This window comes from Sphingobacterium siyangense (assembly GCF_023277505.1).
Lineage (GTDB): Bacteria > Bacteroidota > Bacteroidia > Sphingobacteriales > Sphingobacteriaceae > Sphingobacterium > Sphingobacterium siyangense.
Genome location: NZ_CP080574.1, coordinates 4,653,095 through 4,670,781, shown reverse-complemented (window position 1 = coordinate 4,670,781; position 17,687 = coordinate 4,653,095). Strand labels below are relative to the sequence as shown.

The window sequence follows — 17,687 nt, the reverse complement described above, 5'->3', positions numbered from 1 at the left end:
GCCTTAATTTAGTACCACATTAGAATTATGGGAAAGATAATTGTTATTGGAGACAATTACAGAACTTCCCGGTAAGAGACCATTTTTTATTTCCACCTGGTCGCCATTGACCACACCTATCTTTACCTCATTCCATATTGCTTTTCCAGATTCATAAGTAAATACAATATCCTTTCCTGACCTTTTTACCAACGCATTTTTGGGTACCCATAAACTCCTTTGTGGATTGACTAAAACCTCAACATCTACATTCATTCCGAGATAAAGGCGATTTGGATTTAGTATATCTGCAATAATTTCAATAGTACCATTCTCGTCAACTATTGGATTAATTTCTGAGATCTTGGCCTGAAAAGTACCGTTGAATGCTTGTGGGACAATTTTAATGTTATCTCCGATTTTTATCAATTTGATTTCACTTTCCATGATTCTAAAAGAACATTTTAGATTGGACGTTGAATAGATCTTGAATAATTCGTCTCCCTCTTTGATTACACTTTTATTTCCTATTTTGGTATCATAGATCGTTCCGGTAACCGGGGAAACGATCGCTAGTTTTTTTTGCTTTGATTTCAGTTCATCAAGTTCGATTTGAGAAATTGCGACCCCAGATTCGATTTCAAGCCGTTTCAATACTGTGTCTGTAAACTGTCGCCCATCTATGCTGTTTAATCTGCTCTGGCTTATTGAATCACTTTTATACGTTAAACTGTTATTAAATAAGGAGGCTTTTGTTTTACGTAGGCTGTAGTCCAGTTCGTCATTTCTTAATTGTAAAAGCAGGCTATTTTCCTGCACATGTTTTCCATTCTTTAATTCAGACCTCAGAACTATACCATCTATTGGGGAATAAATAGTATAATTATTTTTAGAAACTATTTTCCCATTCGAATAGATTGAAAATGAAAGATCGGATTCATCTACTTTTTTAGCGTGTACTACTATATTCTTATCCGGTTTTTCGGAATTAGTGGATTTGGCCGTTTTTACCTCAGATTCTTGCGTTCCAGAACAAGAAAATAGGATTGAAGCAAAAAGAAAATATGCTATCCTCCTGTTCATTATTGAATAATGGAATTATACGTATTATCATCAAAATTTTGAATCTCACCAATTTCTCCATCATTTCCCTTGAAAGAAATAACTTGCGGATAGTTGGAGACAATTTCCGGTGCCAAGAAATAATTATCCTGATCAATCTTAACATTAGAATTTTTTAGAAATTCTTCTCCGACTTCATTTTTTAGAAGTTTTTTGTCCATTACTCCTGTAAATACTATGGTAACACTATCTTTTATTTTACTATAGTTATTCACTAAAAAATAAGTTGCATTAGATATACATCCGCCGCACCCTGCGCCAGGGACTACCACTACATATTTTTGATTCTCGATGTGGTTTTGATTTAAGGCGTTCTTATACAAGCCGCTATTTTTGTTTCCTTCGGAACAAGAGGCAAATAATAGGAGTAAAGCTGTTATTTTAAATATTCGCATCTTTTTTCAGTTTATATCTATCAAAATATAGGTTATTGTTATCTTCGTTATATTTCTTTTTATTGAATACATACATATATCCATTATCAAAAAAGATCATTCTGTAATCCAATTCCGTTGCGTCCGGTAAAATGGTTTCTCCAATTTTATTGAAGTTATTGTCCATGATTATTGCGCTATATTTAAATTTATAGCGGGTTAATGGATCTCTATATTCTGATTTCGTCCTTGGTAGATAAGCTAAACGAACATACACGTCATTTATGTCATCATAAAAAACTGAATAATAAGAAGGATTGGTCAGTTCAAATTCTGCGGACTTAGCCATGTCATCATGACTAGGATTGAGAGTTTTATCATTTTTGTTAGATAAAAATGGATCAATACTTTTGAAGTTCTCGCTTCCGATAAATTGACCAGGTGTCACTTTTTCGTCATTCAAATTGAATGTATATAAATGGGGATCAGCTGCATAACCCATTACTAAGCTGTTTTCTTTGAAGTTCTGAGTTCCATATAAGTAATAAAGGTTCATGTTATGGCCCCAAAATCCATAGTTATATAGATTGATCCGATTGAATAATGGTTTTATTTCTTTATTAGCAAGATTGACCTTTAACAGATCTTTGATTTCATTCTGAGGAGAATAATATACGTTATATGCGCAAAACAAATAGGCAGTTCCGTCCTTATATATAATTGGCGAATTGGTGCTTGGGTTAGGTTTTGGGCTGTTATCAACTATTGAATTCTCAGTTACCAATTTAACACGATCCAAAAGATCCCCATCTGTATTCAATACATTTAGGTAATCCATATTAAAAAAGAGAATTGAATCCTTTGAGATAACTTTATGCATCGAGGGAAGGTTAATTGCTCCTGTATTATTCCTACCTTCCTGAAATAAGGGAACTTTCTTAATAATTGCTTTCTTATCAAAATCGAATAATAGAATAGACTTTGAGGAAGGATTCAGAAATGAAATCGTCTTCGTGTTGTTATTTTTATCCTTAAAAATATCAATACCGTAGATCTTACTATCTGTATTTTCATCAACGGGTAATAGATAAGAATCTGTCAATTCTAGCGTAGCGCTCTTTTTATAAGATTTGGCGTTTTCATCTTTATATTCGACGGGATTATCACCAGATCCTGAACACCCATATATCGTACTGCAAAGTAAAACTAACCGCAGAGAATTGATAAGTCTATTACTCATTTATTGGAGATTTTAAAAATAACTGATTTTTAGATTTTTGAGATTTTAATAAAGAGAACTGTTCTCAATTGAACAGTTCTCTAAGGCAATTAACCACCAATGTTGTCAATTACCGTTCTGTTACCAGCACAATCTGATCCCGATGTAGCGTAGCGGTTACACTCCACTCCATACGTGGCACTTACACATTTACCAATTGATGGTCCTGAGGCAAGACTTAAACAATAAGTCCCAACGGCGATGTGCGCAGAAGCTGAACCTGCAATACCACCAAGCAACAAAGCAAATGCTGCTACTTTTTTAATTGATTTTTTCATGTTAAATGAATTAATGAAATAATGCCTACGATTATGGGTTTAGGCTTCCCCGTAATTGATTACTGTACTATCAAATTTAATTAAAAGACATTCAGGGTTTTGATTGCATTTTTGACATTCTGATAGTAAGTTTTTCATTTTTAAAAATCCCGGGAAAATTTAAAAATCATTATTTAAGTGTATCCTTATTTACTGAAAATAATGGAATTACGAATGTGGTAATAAAAACAATTGCAATGGATGATGCTAAAATTCCGATGGAAAAAGCTGACCAAAAAGGATCGTTAAATTGAGTGATTAGGTAAGTAAGATTTCCAATATTCACAATAAGAAAGGATAGGCTTATTAATTTAATGTTCTGGCGGAGATGGATTCTGCTACCTTCTATTTTTACTACTACACCTAAATCTCCCCAAAAATAAAGAAGATAACAAAATCCAATTATTATGGTAAATATAAAAGAGGCCTGCCCCCCTTCATCAAATTTAAAATCACCAATATAAAAGGTGACAAAGATGGCCGAAAGAGATATGTAAACCATAAGGAAAACCAATCCTGCTTTTCTAAAACTATTCAATCGAATTGTTAATAGGATAAAGATAAAGGATGTTGTAGAAAGAAATATTAGCAATTTTGTCGTCAGAGGTTTCGAACTTTCATGATCGCTTAAGACATCTATTAAGTAACCTTCTGGAAGATTTTTATTTATTCTTTCTGTTTCTTCTAAAAGATATTTGTATCCCGTTTCGAGAGATCCTACATATTTTAAATTTAGTATCTGAATATATTGCCTGTTCTCCCGGACGATTGATTCTACTCTGTCTGCTTTTAGGAAGGTCGTTATCGAATTTGGCTTGATATAACGATCTTCAAGTCTTATAGAGTGGGTTAAAAATTCATTAATCGTCAGATTATCTTGATTTTTTGCAGTTATTTTTATTGGAATATTTTCGTTGTATATATTAACAATCATTTTCTTATCCATGATTTCCGAATTGTTCAGGATAAGTTCCGATTTAACATTCTTATCATCTAGTTCTAACTGTGCCAGTTGTCTGTCATTTACAGACATTTTGTATTCATGATTATTATCTGAAATAAATTGGTTATCAGAAGCTAATGAGGCACTATTGATTCTATCATTTTTGGAAATCTCTGTTTTAACAAATTCACCTATTTCTTTTAATTTGGCAAAGTTATATCCACTTATTTTTAATTGGAAACTAGGATGTTCCTTAGTCATTTTATTACTAAACCCTTTGCCAATACCAAAAAACGTCCAACCAACACCACCTAAGTTTTGAGATGCATTGATTAACTGTTGCCTCAATTTTTCAGGGTAATGAATAGGTATATCATTTAAAAATTTGACTCGAATAGTTCCTCGTTGTCCAGAAAAAACCTGTGAGACATATAGTTCTATATATTCGGTGTCTGAAAGAAATTTTTCTAAGTATTCCAGTGAGCTTTTCATTTGTTCTGCTGTTGCGCCAATTGGCTGTTCAGCATAAATATTCAAAGAAGTTTCTTGCGAATCTTCAAAATCTGTATTTACATAAATATTTTCATGGAATAATCTCCACATACCTCCAAGTGCTAAACTGGATACCGGAATAATCTTATCCTGTATAAGGGTCGTTCCAAAAATTTTATTGTAAGTGTTGTTGCCCTCTATTTTGGAAGGAAGCATAAAGAGAGGTATTCCTGTAAAGGAAAGAACAAGAAATAAAATAATATATCTGAACTTTATTATTTTAACATTCGTAAAAACTGTTAGATTTTTGCTGCTCTTTTGTCTGTTCGAATTTTTTGTCAGCAAATTGTGTAAACTGTTGGCAAAAAGGAAATTAGTAATTGTTCCCACTGCAATTACAATTATTGAAAATTTTAGAATGGATTGAAGTTGATGAAGATCTTGATAATCTAAAAATTCTATCGCCATATAAATAGAAGCAGCAATAAGAAATATAATTATTTGGGATTGCTGTATTCGTCTTTTGCCTATTTTATCAAATTGTCCCAACGCAATTAGTAGGTTAAAACATAAAAGTGATAAAATGAAGGAGATACTATTTAATGTAATTAAGTCAATTGGAATCTTAAATAAAGAATAAATTAGAACTAATATGCAGAAATTGATTATTATGGTTGTAATTACAATTAGGAGGTATTTCCAGTTCTTAAATAATAGTAATACCAAAGCAATAAGTAAAAGAGTAATTGCGCCATTTATCATAGCTATTCTGACGAGTTTCCTTAAATGTTTGGAATTATCCTGTTCTAACCTTAATTCACTTCCTTCTGGAAGTTCTTTTTTGATCTTATCCAAAACTTCGGAAATTTTCGAATAGGTCGTTAAAACATTTTCTGATTGATCCTCATAAATATGGATCAATGCTGTGTTTTTTCCATTGATTCGATATGAAAAATCATTTTTCTCATAAGTTTCAGAAATAGTGGCAATGTCCCGTAATTTGACTAAGGGAGTATTTTTTAAAACGATCTCTTCTAATGCTGAGGTGCCAACTGAGTGCGACGCTAGTCTAACAAAATAATTCATGCCATGTTCAGTGACATTTCCAAGATAATTTTCGTTTGTAAGACCTTGAAGAGAAGAAATTACATCACTAATTGCAACCTTTCGTGAATACATTCGATTTTTATCGTATTCGATTTGAATAATCTTTCTGCTTCCTCCAGTAACTTCCAATGTAGCCGGGATATCATTGTTTCTAAAGATTTTTTCAAAAATTGTTTTTATAGAATTGATCTCGGAATTGCTAATTCCGCTTATGGAATAGGATATTAAGGGTTGTTTTTCTGATCCTTGCCCTATTTGTGATATGATCGGAAATGTTGTTCCCGGAGGTAAGTTTTCAAAAACTTGCCTTAGATTTAATAGTATATCGAATCTTTTTTGCGTTAGGTTGGAAGAGGTATTAAAAGAAATTTTTATAGAGCCGTTGTCTTCGGTTGAAAAGGAGCTAATTGTTTTGATATTATCTATTCTTGATAAAGCGTTTTCAATTTTTGATGTGACATATTGCTCAGTTTCTTCAGGTGTTGTTTTGAATGTTGAAAAGGATATTTCTAACGATCTTTCAGCTGAGTTTTTGTTCAATTGAAAATTTAAGTTTCTTATAGAAAATATACTTATGAAACCTAGAATAAAGAAGATTATGATTAATCTAAATGAAGTAACCATCGTTTTGTTTAATTAGGATCTCACCTAACAATTTCTTCATTTGATTTATGTCCGAATTTAAATTCGTTATTTGTTTAGCTATTATATTTTCCTGATTGTTATGAACCCTTGAATCTTCTTGTATGATTTCGGCAATCAATGATATAAATTCCAAATTATAGCATTCAGCGAGTTGAAGTAATTTGGATAATGGGATTTCATGATAATCATTTTCCCATGACGAATAACACGGTCTGGATACATGTATTAAATCAGCTATTTCGTTTTGTGTATATCCATGTTGTATTCTATGTCTTTTTAGTACGTACCCGATTACAAGCTTTGAACACTCTATTTTTCTATTTGGCTTCTTCATGAGTTTCTGATTGAATGCTAAAAGATACAATTGAAGCCTTGATTGACCAAAAATTCTCGACCAACTGCATTTTGACCAATACGAACACCTTCTTTACTAATATATTTTTACAGTTTGTCAGAACTCAACAACACTAATTATATAACCTCTAATATCTAGACTACTTTTTTATGATTTTAAATTCGAAAAATAGGCAATTTGAGATTGTTCGATTACTAAAAGAAATAATATTGAAAATTTAGGTTTACAGTGATATGTGTCCTTCAACTCCCTACTTAAGGTGTTTGGGAAAGAGATTCGATTTAAAAATGGAATTAATAAAATATCAAGTTATGTCAAAAAATACAGCTTTAAAAAATAGCAGTAATATTGGTAAAGTGGATAAAAAAGACAATACTATCGCAGATCTAAAAATGAAAAACGAAGAAAATTTAGTAAATTTAATAGTTAAAATTTTGGTTAACAAAGCAATAAAGGAGGCTAATGAAAAAGGGTATACGCTATTTAAGGTTCAGCAGTGATGGTCAAAGTTTACATAGTATCGAACGTCAAGATTTAATAACAGGCCAATGGATGAATAATAGCGGTGTGGAAATTGTGGATACATTTATCGACGAAGGACACACTGCACGAAACTTTGATAGGCCTGATATTAAGGTTCTTTTTGAGTTTATCAAAAAGAACCATGATCAAATTGATTACTTGGTCGTAGCTGAGTTAACAAGATTCAGTAGGATCGCAGGCGACGCCATTAATATGGTTACAAAAATTCAAGCACTTTATGATGTGAGGATTGTAAGCGCTAGTAGAGGATCAATTTATGATTGTATGGATCATAATTCATTCTTTATAATGGGGCTTGAATTTTTAATGGGCAATTCTGAAAATATAAAAAGACAGAATGATATAAATGCAGGAATCTATACAGCCAAAGCAGTTAAAGGACTTTGGATTCAAGGAGGGCGGGCTCCATTTGGTTATAAAAAGGAGGGTAAGAATGAGGCACGTCGTCTAGTAGTGAATGAAAGTGAAGCAATTGTCGTTAGATATATTTATGATGCTTATATAGCGGGAGTTGCTTTATACAAAATTAAGGAAAAGGCTATAGAAATGGGGTTAAAACGCACGGCAACTACTGCCGTTGAACGAATACTAACAAACCCTTTATATTATGGATTTCAACAAGTCAAAGCGTGGAAACAAAATCCAGGAGGGTTATTCCCTCTAAAAAATCACGAGCCAATTATTGAAGCAACGACTTGGAAATTAGTTAATGAAAAAATAAAAAGAGGTAATAAAGAAAGGAAAATTTATGACGACCTAATTCCACTACGTGGTGCCTTACGCTGCCATTGTGGAAAATTATTAACTGGTGCTGCTAGTAAAGGGAAAATGGGGAAATACTATTATTATTATAAATGTAGTATCGCTAGTGCCCATAATAATATAAGTGCTAAAAAAGCTCACAAACAATTATCCGGCGCTTTAGAATTAATGAGTCTTCCTGAAAAACTAATATCTAGTATAAAAGAGAAGAGTGAGATCGAGATGGAGATAACTTTAAAAGAACATAAAACATTATTAAAACAACGCCAAATCGAATACGAGCAGGTAGGAGAAAAGCTTATGTCAATCGAAGAAAAATGGATTACAAATCGGATTCAACACGATACTTATGAAAGATGGCATAATGAGTTGACTATAAAAAAAGAATCTCTTAAAGAACAAATTGATAAGTTAAGACATAATGGAGATAAGACATTTTTATTGCTACGAGATCAATTATTTTATCTTTCAGACCTTAATTACGTTTATACAGAAGCTAACACAATAGAAAAGCAAGAACTCATTAAAATGGTGTTCGACGACTTTTTATACTATGAGAATGGTATCTATCGAACTCCGTATATTATGGAACCTTTTATTCGTAATGAATTGAAAATGAGAGAAATGGGTTATTTAGATTATACAAAAAAACGGGGTAATTTTTCAATTATCCCGTCAAGTGGACCTGGAGAGATTCGAACTCTCTGACTATAAAATTCTTTTATTAGAGGGTATTTACCCTTTATTTTTATTTTATATAGAAAATTTACTGTATATTTGAGGGTAAATACTTTCAGAAATGAAAAATATAGATGTAGATAAACTCCTTCAAGATATATTCAATGATGATGTATCATTTGATTTGAAATCACGCTTTGACGAAAAGATAGAGGAATACGGGATCACAAAGACAAAAGCACTTAAATTATTGGGTATAGACAAGGATGTATTTGAGGATATTATTAGCGGTACAGCCAAACAGCCAAATCTTATTCATGTTGTCAAAATAGCGGAGTTCTTGGAAGTCGGCGTGGACGACTTTATCCAGATGGTCCTTAAGAATCAGAATACGGAAAATATCACCTCAATAGATCGTGCGCGTAAAGTGAGATTTTTAATGAAAAACTTTGATGTGAAGACGCTTACTAAAGAAGGTTTCTTTGAGAACATTGATGACGTTGATCTACTAGTGGAACGAGTATTACATTATTTTGGTTATGATTCCATTAGGTCGTTTGAAGACGAACTGGTAACACCTTTGTATAGTAGGACTAAACGTAAGTTCTCAGATAAGATGAAAGACTTTTGGGTACGTTCTGCTTATCAAACATTCAAGCTGATAAACAATCCTAATGAATACGATCGTGAACGGCTTAAGGACGTTGTCGTTAATATGAAACCGTATTCACAAGATGTTAAGAATGGTCTTTATACAGTATGTAGAGCTTTATACAATATTGGAGTTACTGTAATATTTCAAAATTATTTGACAACGACTCATGTTAGAGGTGCTACTTTTATCATCAATAATAAACCTTGTATAGTTTTAACAGATAATCTGAAAAAATATCCTACCATCTGGTTTACACTACTACATGAGTTGCATCATGTTTTGTTCGATTATGATGCAATCAATACCAATAGTTACCACTTATCTGACGATGAAGATCTGTTTTTAATTGAAGAAAAGGCAAATACTTTTGCTCGGGATTATTTTTTGCCTAAGGCAGATTTTGATTATATCAAGACCTATATCAAAAATGCGTATGTTGTAGAGCGGTTTGCTAAAGACAAGGAGATCCATCCGTCGTTGGTATATTCATTTTATACGTGGTACCAAAAGGAACTTTATGATAAAAATTACCATGCTGCCTTTAAAGAGTTTTATCCCGATTATAAAGTTGCGGTTGCTCGGCTGAATCCAATTGCTTGGAAAGAGGACAGTGTACGAGTAACGAGTGAAAAAATAAAAGCTGTATTTGAAATCAATTAATATACTATTTTATGGAAGATAATAACAAAAAGAAAGTACAACAGGACGAAATTGTCAGTAAAGCAGATTTAGAGCGTCTAGAATTATTGCAGCGTGCCCATGAGAAAAAGGGGAAGCAATTAACTATTGATGGTCAATCTGGAAGCTTAAGGGAAATTGACGAACTCCGAGAGTTGGTTGGTAAACAATTAGAGAATCCTGAGGAAAAATATAATATTTATTACGGAGGTATTCGGAAATTGTTAATGGATCATCTGCCAAAAGGAGAGGAAGCCAAGGAACTGCGTAGTATTATCTATGATGAAAAGAATATCTTCTTAAATCTTGGTAAACGCAAATGTGATGGCGGAGGAGTACGTGGCTCTGATGGCCGCATGACTTTTCAGCCAGTTATGAACGAGATCTTAGATATCATTATAAAATGGGTAGGTAGTTCGCAAAATCCTTTTGAACTTTATCGTGATTTCTATATGCTCAACGAAAGACATGAATATCAACACGAAGAGTATGATGATACTACTGCGAGTGTAGCAAATGCGATGTTAGTTTTAGGTGATAACGTGTGATAAGAACTAATTTTCGGACGAGTATGTCGTTAAAGGAACAATATATCCCTATGTCCCCAATTTAGATATATTAGTGGTATCATAGGTGCAAAAAGGATGATGAATTTGAGATTTAATATGATTGATAATAATACCCTGATGTATAAAAATAAGTCAGTACTTAAGGCAATGCCAAACATGACTGGAAAACCAAACACATTTTACAAGTGTAACCTAATTTTCGGGATATCTTCGTTTCTTGTAACAATTACGTTTAGAACGAATGTAATCTATGGTACTGTAGAAAATGTTAGTGTAGCATCCACTATTATAACAATATGGAATTGGCTCATGCTCTTAAGTTTAGCTATTGCAGCTCTTCAGACTTTGGCACTTTCTTATAAGAATGGTGGGATTCAATACGTGTTTTTAAACATACTACTAGTGATCTGTTTGATTATTACGCTTATAGGAATGTTCCTTATTCCATCGGGAGCAATTTTGTCATAATTTTCGTAAATTTACCCTATGAACCAACTTTCCCATTTACCACAACAAAAACAAGACGAATTAGCTGAAATTGTCGGAATAATCTGCGAGATCACTAATCCGGCTAAGGTTATCTTATTTGGCAGTCACACGACTGATAAGTGGGTAGAGGATGAATACGAGGAGAGAGGAGCGAAGTATTCTTACATCAGCGACTATGATATCCTGGTGGTGATACCTGATGGCGACAAGGATAAAGAGCATGATATTGCTAGCAAGATAGAAAACAGAACGCTAAAATATAAGAATGATGTGAGTCCTATTGTACATAGCTTTAACTATGTAAATAAAGGGTTAGAGATGGGGCAGTACTTCTTTAGGGATATCATCAAAGAGGGGATTGTTCTTTTTGATTCCGGAGAATTTATCTTTTCAAAACCTAAATCATTGAGCAAACAGCAAGAAAGGGAATTTGCAATACAGAATTTTGAGAGTTGGATTAAGGCAGGTAGTTCATTTTTTGATGGTACTAAAGCACTGTTGGAAAATGCATTAGATAAAGGGCTAAACTTTAGACAAGTTATTTTTAACCTTAATCAAACTGCTGAAAAGTTCTACGGTGGAATTCTTCTGATATTTTTTGGGTACAAGCCAAAGACACATCGACTAAAAGTTTATCGGAAATATTCTAAAAATATATCTGATAAGCTCAATCAAATTTTTAATTATCCGATTGGTGATAGTGAAGAGTATCGATTATTTGATATTTTAAATAAGAGCTATTTGGAAGCTCGATACCAAGACGATTATTATATTGATATTGAGGATCTGAAAAAGTTAATATCCAAAGTCGAGATATTGGAGGAAATTTCAATATCTCTATGTGAAGAGAAAATAAAAAGCTTAAACTAACCTAAAATATTTCAATTTTAAATTAATACTCAACTACCATTTTTTTGAAAAAATAAAATCATTATCTAGAAGATCTTGAGGTTGCTTACCTAGTCCTTTCGCATACTCTAAGAAAGTAGTGAAATTAAAATCCTTTTTACCATTTTCGATATTGCTAATATTACTTTTAGTCAAATCGCAGCGCGTAGCAAGTTGATCTTGACTAAGTCCAGCCTTTTCCCTTAGTTGTCTAAGAAAAGCTCCTACTTCAATTAATCTTGGTAAATCACGTTCTTCATTCATTGAAGGCAATTAACTATTACTGGGAAAATAATTTGTTATAAGATCTTGCAACAAATAGATTGGTTTTATATATTTGTATATTCATTCATTGGTAACAGCGTGAGAAACTGAAAACCAAAAATGAATGAAACTTATAGACTTAAAAAAATACAAAAAATTCGTAGAGAGGACCTCCCTTATTAATTTGATAATAGGGTCGCGTAGTTTCTCACGCTCAACCTTTGAGCAAGGGAGGTTTCTCTTCTATCTATTATATATAGGGACAATAGCATTTAAGAATCCTTTGGATCTTAAAAAATGCCCTCCAGAATAGTTTGTAGAAATTATTCCTTGTCGAATTCATATTTGAAAAGGAATAAATCAGTCTACAAAAGTCTGAACTTCTTAAACTGATGCGGTATCGTTTCTATTAATCTCCGTGTAATTGTTTTATAACCGCATTTGAGACGCCATTTTATTTCACTCGCGTAACTTTTTTCAAAAGGGGCATCATATGCGTTAATTTAACGCAATGGGATCTTTTTGCTTAAAGTTATGCCCTAAAAACTTAAAAAATGAAACCCAAATGCAATTCCATTCTCGCCTTAGAAAGAACGATTTATGACGTTCATCAATCTGATTACTACCCGCTAAAAGATATTGAAGATTTTTGGAAACAATATCCAATTGGTATGATCAAAGACCATATTATTGAGCTCCAATCAACAGTAAATTCAGATCAGCTTTCTGGATTCTCAATAGACTTATTGAGAGCTCTTGCAGCTTATTTAACAGCGCACATTAACAAGTTGGATCTTTCTCAAATTGCTCTATTACATGCAATGGAAACGAACAAAAATGAGCTAAAGTTAACCAAGGAAATCTCCGATTTCTTCCATCGCGTATCCCAATCCAATGCTAATTCCTAGTATCATGAAAAAATTAAAATTACAATCCAATAGTAGCACATTGCTATATATTCAAATACTAAAGATCACGGTACTTGTGATCTTATACTTCTTAGTTTCTATGTTTAGTTTATCAGCTCAGACGCCCCGCAAGGACAGCGGGGCTGATGGGCAAATGAAAGCAAAAGATATCACTGAAAACGGCCTGCGTATCGGAGACTATGTCCCTGATCTGTCAATTACGCCAATTCACAATTACAAAACTAAATCCGCAAAGCTATCAGATTTTAAAGGCAAGTTGCTGATTCTTGATTTTTGGGCGACATGGTGTAGCCCCTGCGTTGCCATGATTCCCAAGATGGAAGAGCTCCAGAAAGAGTTTAAAAACAAAGTACAATTTATATCGATCACCGATCAGAAAGCAAAAGATGTACTTGCTTTTATCTCAAAACTAGATGCCAAATATCGGGGTGATATTCCTGTGGTTACAGATGATAAACTGTTATCTAGCTATTTCCCTCATGTCTATTTACCTCATTTTGTCTGGATAGATGCTCGGGGCAAAGTGATTGCCTTTACCGGTGCAGATGAAATTTCTCGCGACAATATTATTCAAGTACTGGAAAAAGATGGCAACACAAACCTCAAAAGAAAGCATGATTATAAGATCGAATATGATTATTCTGATCCTCTTTTTATCGGAAGTAATGGTGGTATCCCCACTAGCCTCAATTTCTATTCGGTGCTGACCGGATATCAAAGTGGCCTGAGTTCTATTTTCACCAAAGCTCCCCTTAAAGATAGCACGCTAATACGCTTGACGTTTACCAATGACATTATTCCACATCTTTTTGGTGGTGCATTTGGTGGCAATCGGGGTGAATTTAGTAAAAAAAATATGCGCTTTTTGGTAAAGGATACGACAAAACTTTTGCCTAGCGGATATATGGTGGAGTGGGCCAAAAAGAACACCTATTGTTATGAATTGATCTTACCTAAATCGCGTAACGCTGAGAAATATGTGATCATGAAGGATGAACTTAACCAATTTTTCCCCCAGTATGAAGTCTACGTCCAAAAGGAACTTTCTGAGGTGTTAGCACTCGTAAGATTGGATACCATAGATCGGATTAGGACTGGCGGAGGAAAGGAAATAGCCACATTCTCAGGCGTTGGATTTGAGTTGAGAAATGCTTCGATCAAATGGATTTCCCAACAACTTGGTATGATATACCTCCAAAATTATCCCTTACCAATCGTAGACGATACCGGATATGCAAAAGCAGTGGATATCAAAATAGAAGCAAAGATGTCTGATGTCGGCAGTCTCAATCAGGCGCTGGCAAAATATGGCTTGGCACTCCAAAAAAAGAATAAGGAAATAGAGGTATTGGTGTTTAAAGATAGATAGCTAAAGTAATGAAACAAACAATAAAATGCTGTGCCATGATACTGATGGGGATATTGGTAATATATATTTATCCCATAAAAGCACAGGAAAATCTAGTTATTCGTGGCCAGGTTATTTCACAAGAAAATAAACAACCTTTGTCAGGTGCAACAGTAAAATCAAAGGCTACAAAATTAGTGATTGCGACCGACAAGGATGGGAATTTTAGTTTTGAGAGCAAGTCGGGCGATTATATTAGTGTAAGCTTTACGGGCTTTGAAAGCAAGAGTTTTACGCTTCTAAAGGCTGATAAAAGTCTCGTTGTTGAGCTTCTTCCTTCGGATCTTAGAATCGATGAGGTTCAGGTGGTATCAACGGGCTACCAAAAACTACCGAAAGAAAGGGCTACAGGCTCATTTGCGACGATTGACAATAAGGAATTAAATCGCAGGCCTGGTGAAAATGTGCTCAGTAGATTGGAGGATATGAGTGCCGGATTGTCGATCAATAGAACGTCTACTACCAAAAGCCAGTTTAATATCAGGGGACAAAATACCCTTTTTGGTGGTAGTAAACCGCTTATTATCGTGGACAACTTTCCTTACGATGGCGACTTAAACGCGATCAATCCGAATGATGTCGAGAGTGTCACTCTTTTAAAAGATGCTTCAGCAGCATCTATCTGGGGAGCTAGAGCGGGGAATGGTGTACTGGTAATTACGACCAAAAAAGGTAGTAATGATCGCCCTGTAGAAATTAATATAAACAGTAACTTGATGATCGGGGGTAAGCGCGATCTATTTTATAGACCACGTATCAGCGCAGATGATTACATCGATCTAGAACAAGAGCTTTTTAAGAAGGGCTTTTTCAAAAACACAGAAAACAATAAAAATAAACTCGCACTTAGTCCTGTAGTAGAAATGTTAATACTCGCTCGAGATGGTAAACTTTCTGAGGACGATGCCATCTCGGCCATAGCGCAATACCGGCAACAGGATATCCGCGATGATCAATTAAAATATTTTGAACGCAACAGTCTGGCCAGTCAGGTTGCTTTCGATATCTCCGGTGGAACTAAAGGGTATTCTTATCGGGCCTCTGCTGGGTACGACCGTGCGCTCGAAAATCAGCGTGGACAAGAGCATGATCGATATACGGTAGGCCTTAACAATGTTTATCAGTTAAATTCGCAGCTGGAACTGGGACTAGGTGTCAACTTTGTTAAAACTCTAGCTGAAAATAATAATGTTAATTTTGTTCCTTTTTATCCGTATGGCAGATTAAAGGATGACAGTGGAAATAATATGTCTTCCAGTAAACTGCGACAGCCCTATATATTGGAACAGTCAACAAAGGGTTTGCTCGACTGGCAATATAGACCTTTAGACGAACTTGCTTTGAATGATGATAATACTAATGTGTCTGATTATCGGATCAATACCTCCCTGAAATATAAAATTTGGAACGGATTGTCAACCCAATTTCTATATAACTATACTGGTAGTAGAAGTAATCGAATCAATAATCAGCATGAGGAATCTTACTTCAGTCGGGATTTGATCAACCGCTACACGACAATCAATAAAGATGGAAGCCTGAGCCGGGCGGTTCCCATAGGTTCGGTTGTAGATGGCTGTTTATCCAAAATGGATGCTCATAATTTCAGGTGGCAGCTTGATTTTCAACATAAGTTTGGAGTCTTGCATGATCTAAATGCAATCGGAGGGATAGAAGTAAGGGCAATTAACTCGGAGAATTGGATCAATAGATCGTATGGATATCAAGAAGATACAGGTAAGGGAATTTTAGTAGATTATCTAACGCGTTTTCCGCAATACATTAATCCAGCAAGCTCCTCCCAGATACCTAATATTGATGACCATAAAGGGAATTCTGATCGATTTTTATCGTATTATATGAATGCTGGCTATTCTTACCGAAATAGATACAGTCTTTCTGCCAGTACACGCTTCGATCAAAGTAATCTGTATGGAGTAAAGACCAATGAGAAAGGTGTTCCATTATTTTCCGTTGGTGCTGCCTGGACTTTGAGTTCTGAACCATTCTATTCACTTGATTTTCTCCCTTACCTTAAGTTGAGGGCGACCTATGGAAGGAGCGGTAATACGTCCAACTTCTATTCGGCTAATATCATAACGTCTCTCGCTAACGCTTCATCTTCACCGATAGGTGAACCGTATGCCGTTGTTGAAAACCCGCCAAATCCTAGCTTACGTTGGGAGAAAATGGCCATGTTTAATATCGGAATCGATTTTGCAATGAAGGCTGATCGCATAACAGGAAGCATTGAATACTATACAAAACGTAACCACGATCTCTATGGATCGGTACCTTATCCGTACTCTACGGGTGTAATGTTTTTTAAGGGAAATGTAGCCAGTACAAAGGGAAACGGTTTGGATCTGACTATAAATGCTAAAATATTAGAGAGACATATTAAATGGTCGGCGACAGGCCTATTATCCTGGACAAAGGATATTGTAGTGGATGTCCAAGAACAGTCCATTTCCTCGGGTTTTCTTGATGGCAATCTAGTGCCGATCAAGGGTCAGCCTCTCTATGGCATTTCTAGCTATCGTTGGGCGGGTTTGGATCCATCAAATGGAGATCCTATAGGTTATTTAAACGGCTTGGAGAGTAAAAGTTACAGTAAGATCATAAGTACTGCGACATTAGAGAATATTGTTTTTAATGGGTCGGCAATACCACTTTATTATGGCTCGCTGAGAAACACGTTTGCCTATAGGAATTTCTCGCTATCCTTTTTGATTAGCTATAGACTGGGCTATTTCTACCATCGTGAATCAGTAGTTTACGGTAATAACTTTGGACTGGGTTCTACTACAGGTGGCACACCTACCCATGGCGACTACGGCAAGCGATGGAAGGCAATAGGTGATGAACTCCATACGCAGGTGCCGTCCGTACCCTCGAGCAATGTTAGTGGAAGAGATGATTTCTACAAATATTCAGAGGTATTGGTGGAGAAAGGGGATCATATACGATTTCAGGATATCCGATTGGATTATATGTTTTCCAATAAACAGAATCTGCCATTTCGTACAATGGGGTTATATGCTTATGCCAATAATATTGGGTTGATCTGGAAAGCCAACAAGCAACATATAGATCCTGATTATCGGAATATGCCCTTGCCCTTGATACTGTCCTTGGGTATTAAAATAGGTTTGTAAATCAAAAATAGATCACATGAAAAATTATATAATAACCTTTAGCATTATATCTT

The 17,687-nt window shown here is 34.6% G+C and carries 15 protein-coding genes; 8 read left to right on the top strand and 7 right to left on the bottom strand.

What is annotated here, in order from left to right; all coding sequences use genetic code 11:
* Positions 1-3: 3 nt before the first annotated feature.
* From K2F45_RS19575 to K2F45_RS27520, 6 genes are all read right to left on the bottom strand, one after another.
* A complete protein-coding gene (locus K2F45_RS19575) occupies positions 4-1,062 on the bottom strand; it encodes an efflux RND transporter periplasmic adaptor subunit (protein WP_248932155.1) in 1,059 nt (352 codons plus the stop codon).
* Positions 1,062-1,496 carry a hypothetical protein gene (locus K2F45_RS19570; RefSeq protein ID WP_120262034.1) on the bottom strand — a complete coding sequence of 145 codons (435 nt, stop codon included), beginning with the start codon at positions 1,494-1,496 and terminating at the stop codon, positions 1,062-1,064. The genes K2F45_RS19575 and K2F45_RS19570 overlap by 1 nt, the downstream gene beginning before the upstream one ends.
* Positions 1,483-2,715: a DUF4221 family protein gene (locus K2F45_RS19565; protein WP_248932154.1), complete on the bottom strand. Its 1,233-nt coding sequence runs from the start codon at positions 2,713-2,715 to the stop codon at positions 1,483-1,485. The genes K2F45_RS19570 and K2F45_RS19565 overlap by 14 nt, the downstream gene beginning before the upstream one ends.
* Before the next feature lie 89 nt (positions 2,716-2,804).
* Positions 2,805-3,032, bottom strand: coding sequence for a hypothetical protein (locus tag K2F45_RS19560; protein WP_120262032.1), 228 nt, complete (start codon positions 3,030-3,032; stop codon positions 2,805-2,807).
* 169 nt (positions 3,033-3,201) lie between these two features.
* The gene (locus K2F45_RS19555) at positions 3,202-6,237 is read right to left on the bottom strand and encodes an efflux RND transporter permease subunit (protein ID WP_248932153.1); all 3,036 of its coding nucleotides are present in this window, start codon (positions 6,235-6,237) and stop codon (positions 3,202-3,204) included.
* The gene (locus tag K2F45_RS27520) at positions 6,221-6,592 is read right to left on the bottom strand and encodes a helix-turn-helix domain-containing protein (RefSeq protein WP_410240486.1); all 372 of its coding nucleotides are present in this window, start codon (positions 6,590-6,592) and stop codon (positions 6,221-6,223) included. The genes K2F45_RS19555 and K2F45_RS27520 overlap by 17 nt, the downstream gene beginning before the upstream one ends.
* A 332-nt stretch (positions 6,593-6,924) precedes the next feature.
* Between K2F45_RS27520 and K2F45_RS19550 the strand changes: the two genes are divergently transcribed.
* From K2F45_RS19550 to K2F45_RS19530, 5 genes are all read left to right on the top strand, one after another.
* Positions 6,925-7,113: a hypothetical protein gene (locus K2F45_RS19550; protein WP_248932152.1), complete on the top strand. Its 189-nt coding sequence runs from the start codon at positions 6,925-6,927 to the stop codon at positions 7,111-7,113.
* Complete coding sequence (locus K2F45_RS19545; protein WP_248932151.1) at positions 7,076-8,626, top strand: recombinase family protein; 1,551 nt, start codon at positions 7,076-7,078, stop codon at positions 8,624-8,626. Before K2F45_RS19550 ends, K2F45_RS19545 begins: the two co-directional genes overlap by 38 nt.
* A gap of 91 nt (positions 8,627-8,717) precedes the next feature.
* On the top strand, positions 8,718-9,911 hold the full coding sequence (locus K2F45_RS19540) for an ImmA/IrrE family metallo-endopeptidase (RefSeq protein WP_248932150.1): 1,194 nt from the start codon (positions 8,718-8,720) through the stop codon (positions 9,909-9,911).
* 11 nt (positions 9,912-9,922) lie between these two features.
* On the top strand, positions 9,923-10,477 hold the full coding sequence (locus K2F45_RS19535) for a hypothetical protein (protein ID WP_248932149.1): 555 nt from the start codon (positions 9,923-9,925) through the stop codon (positions 10,475-10,477).
* Positions 10,478-10,984: 507 nt separating this feature from the next.
* The gene (locus K2F45_RS19530) at positions 10,985-11,857 is read left to right on the top strand and encodes a HEPN domain-containing protein (protein WP_248932148.1); all 873 of its coding nucleotides are present in this window, start codon (positions 10,985-10,987) and stop codon (positions 11,855-11,857) included.
* Positions 11,858-11,890: 33 nt separating this feature from the next.
* Here the strand turns inward: K2F45_RS19530 and K2F45_RS19525 are convergent, their stop codons facing one another.
* Entirely contained in the window at positions 11,891-12,139 is a 249-nt protein-coding gene (locus tag K2F45_RS19525) for a helix-turn-helix domain-containing protein (RefSeq protein WP_248932147.1), read from the bottom strand.
* A gap of 554 nt (positions 12,140-12,693) precedes the next feature.
* Between K2F45_RS19525 and K2F45_RS19520 the strand changes: the two genes are divergently transcribed.
* The 3 genes from K2F45_RS19520 to K2F45_RS19510 are packed head-to-tail and all read left to right on the top strand — an operon-like array spanning position 12,694 to position 17,634.
* Complete coding sequence (locus K2F45_RS19520; protein ID WP_248932146.1) at positions 12,694-13,047, top strand: hypothetical protein; 354 nt, start codon at positions 12,694-12,696, stop codon at positions 13,045-13,047.
* A gap of 4 nt (positions 13,048-13,051) precedes the next feature.
* Complete coding sequence (locus K2F45_RS19515; RefSeq protein ID WP_248932145.1) at positions 13,052-14,437, top strand: TlpA family protein disulfide reductase; 1,386 nt, start codon at positions 13,052-13,054, stop codon at positions 14,435-14,437.
* 8 nt (positions 14,438-14,445) lie between these two features.
* Positions 14,446-17,634, top strand: coding sequence for a SusC/RagA family TonB-linked outer membrane protein (locus K2F45_RS19510; RefSeq protein ID WP_248932144.1), 3,189 nt, complete (start codon positions 14,446-14,448; stop codon positions 17,632-17,634).
* Positions 17,635-17,687 lie beyond the last annotated feature (53 nt).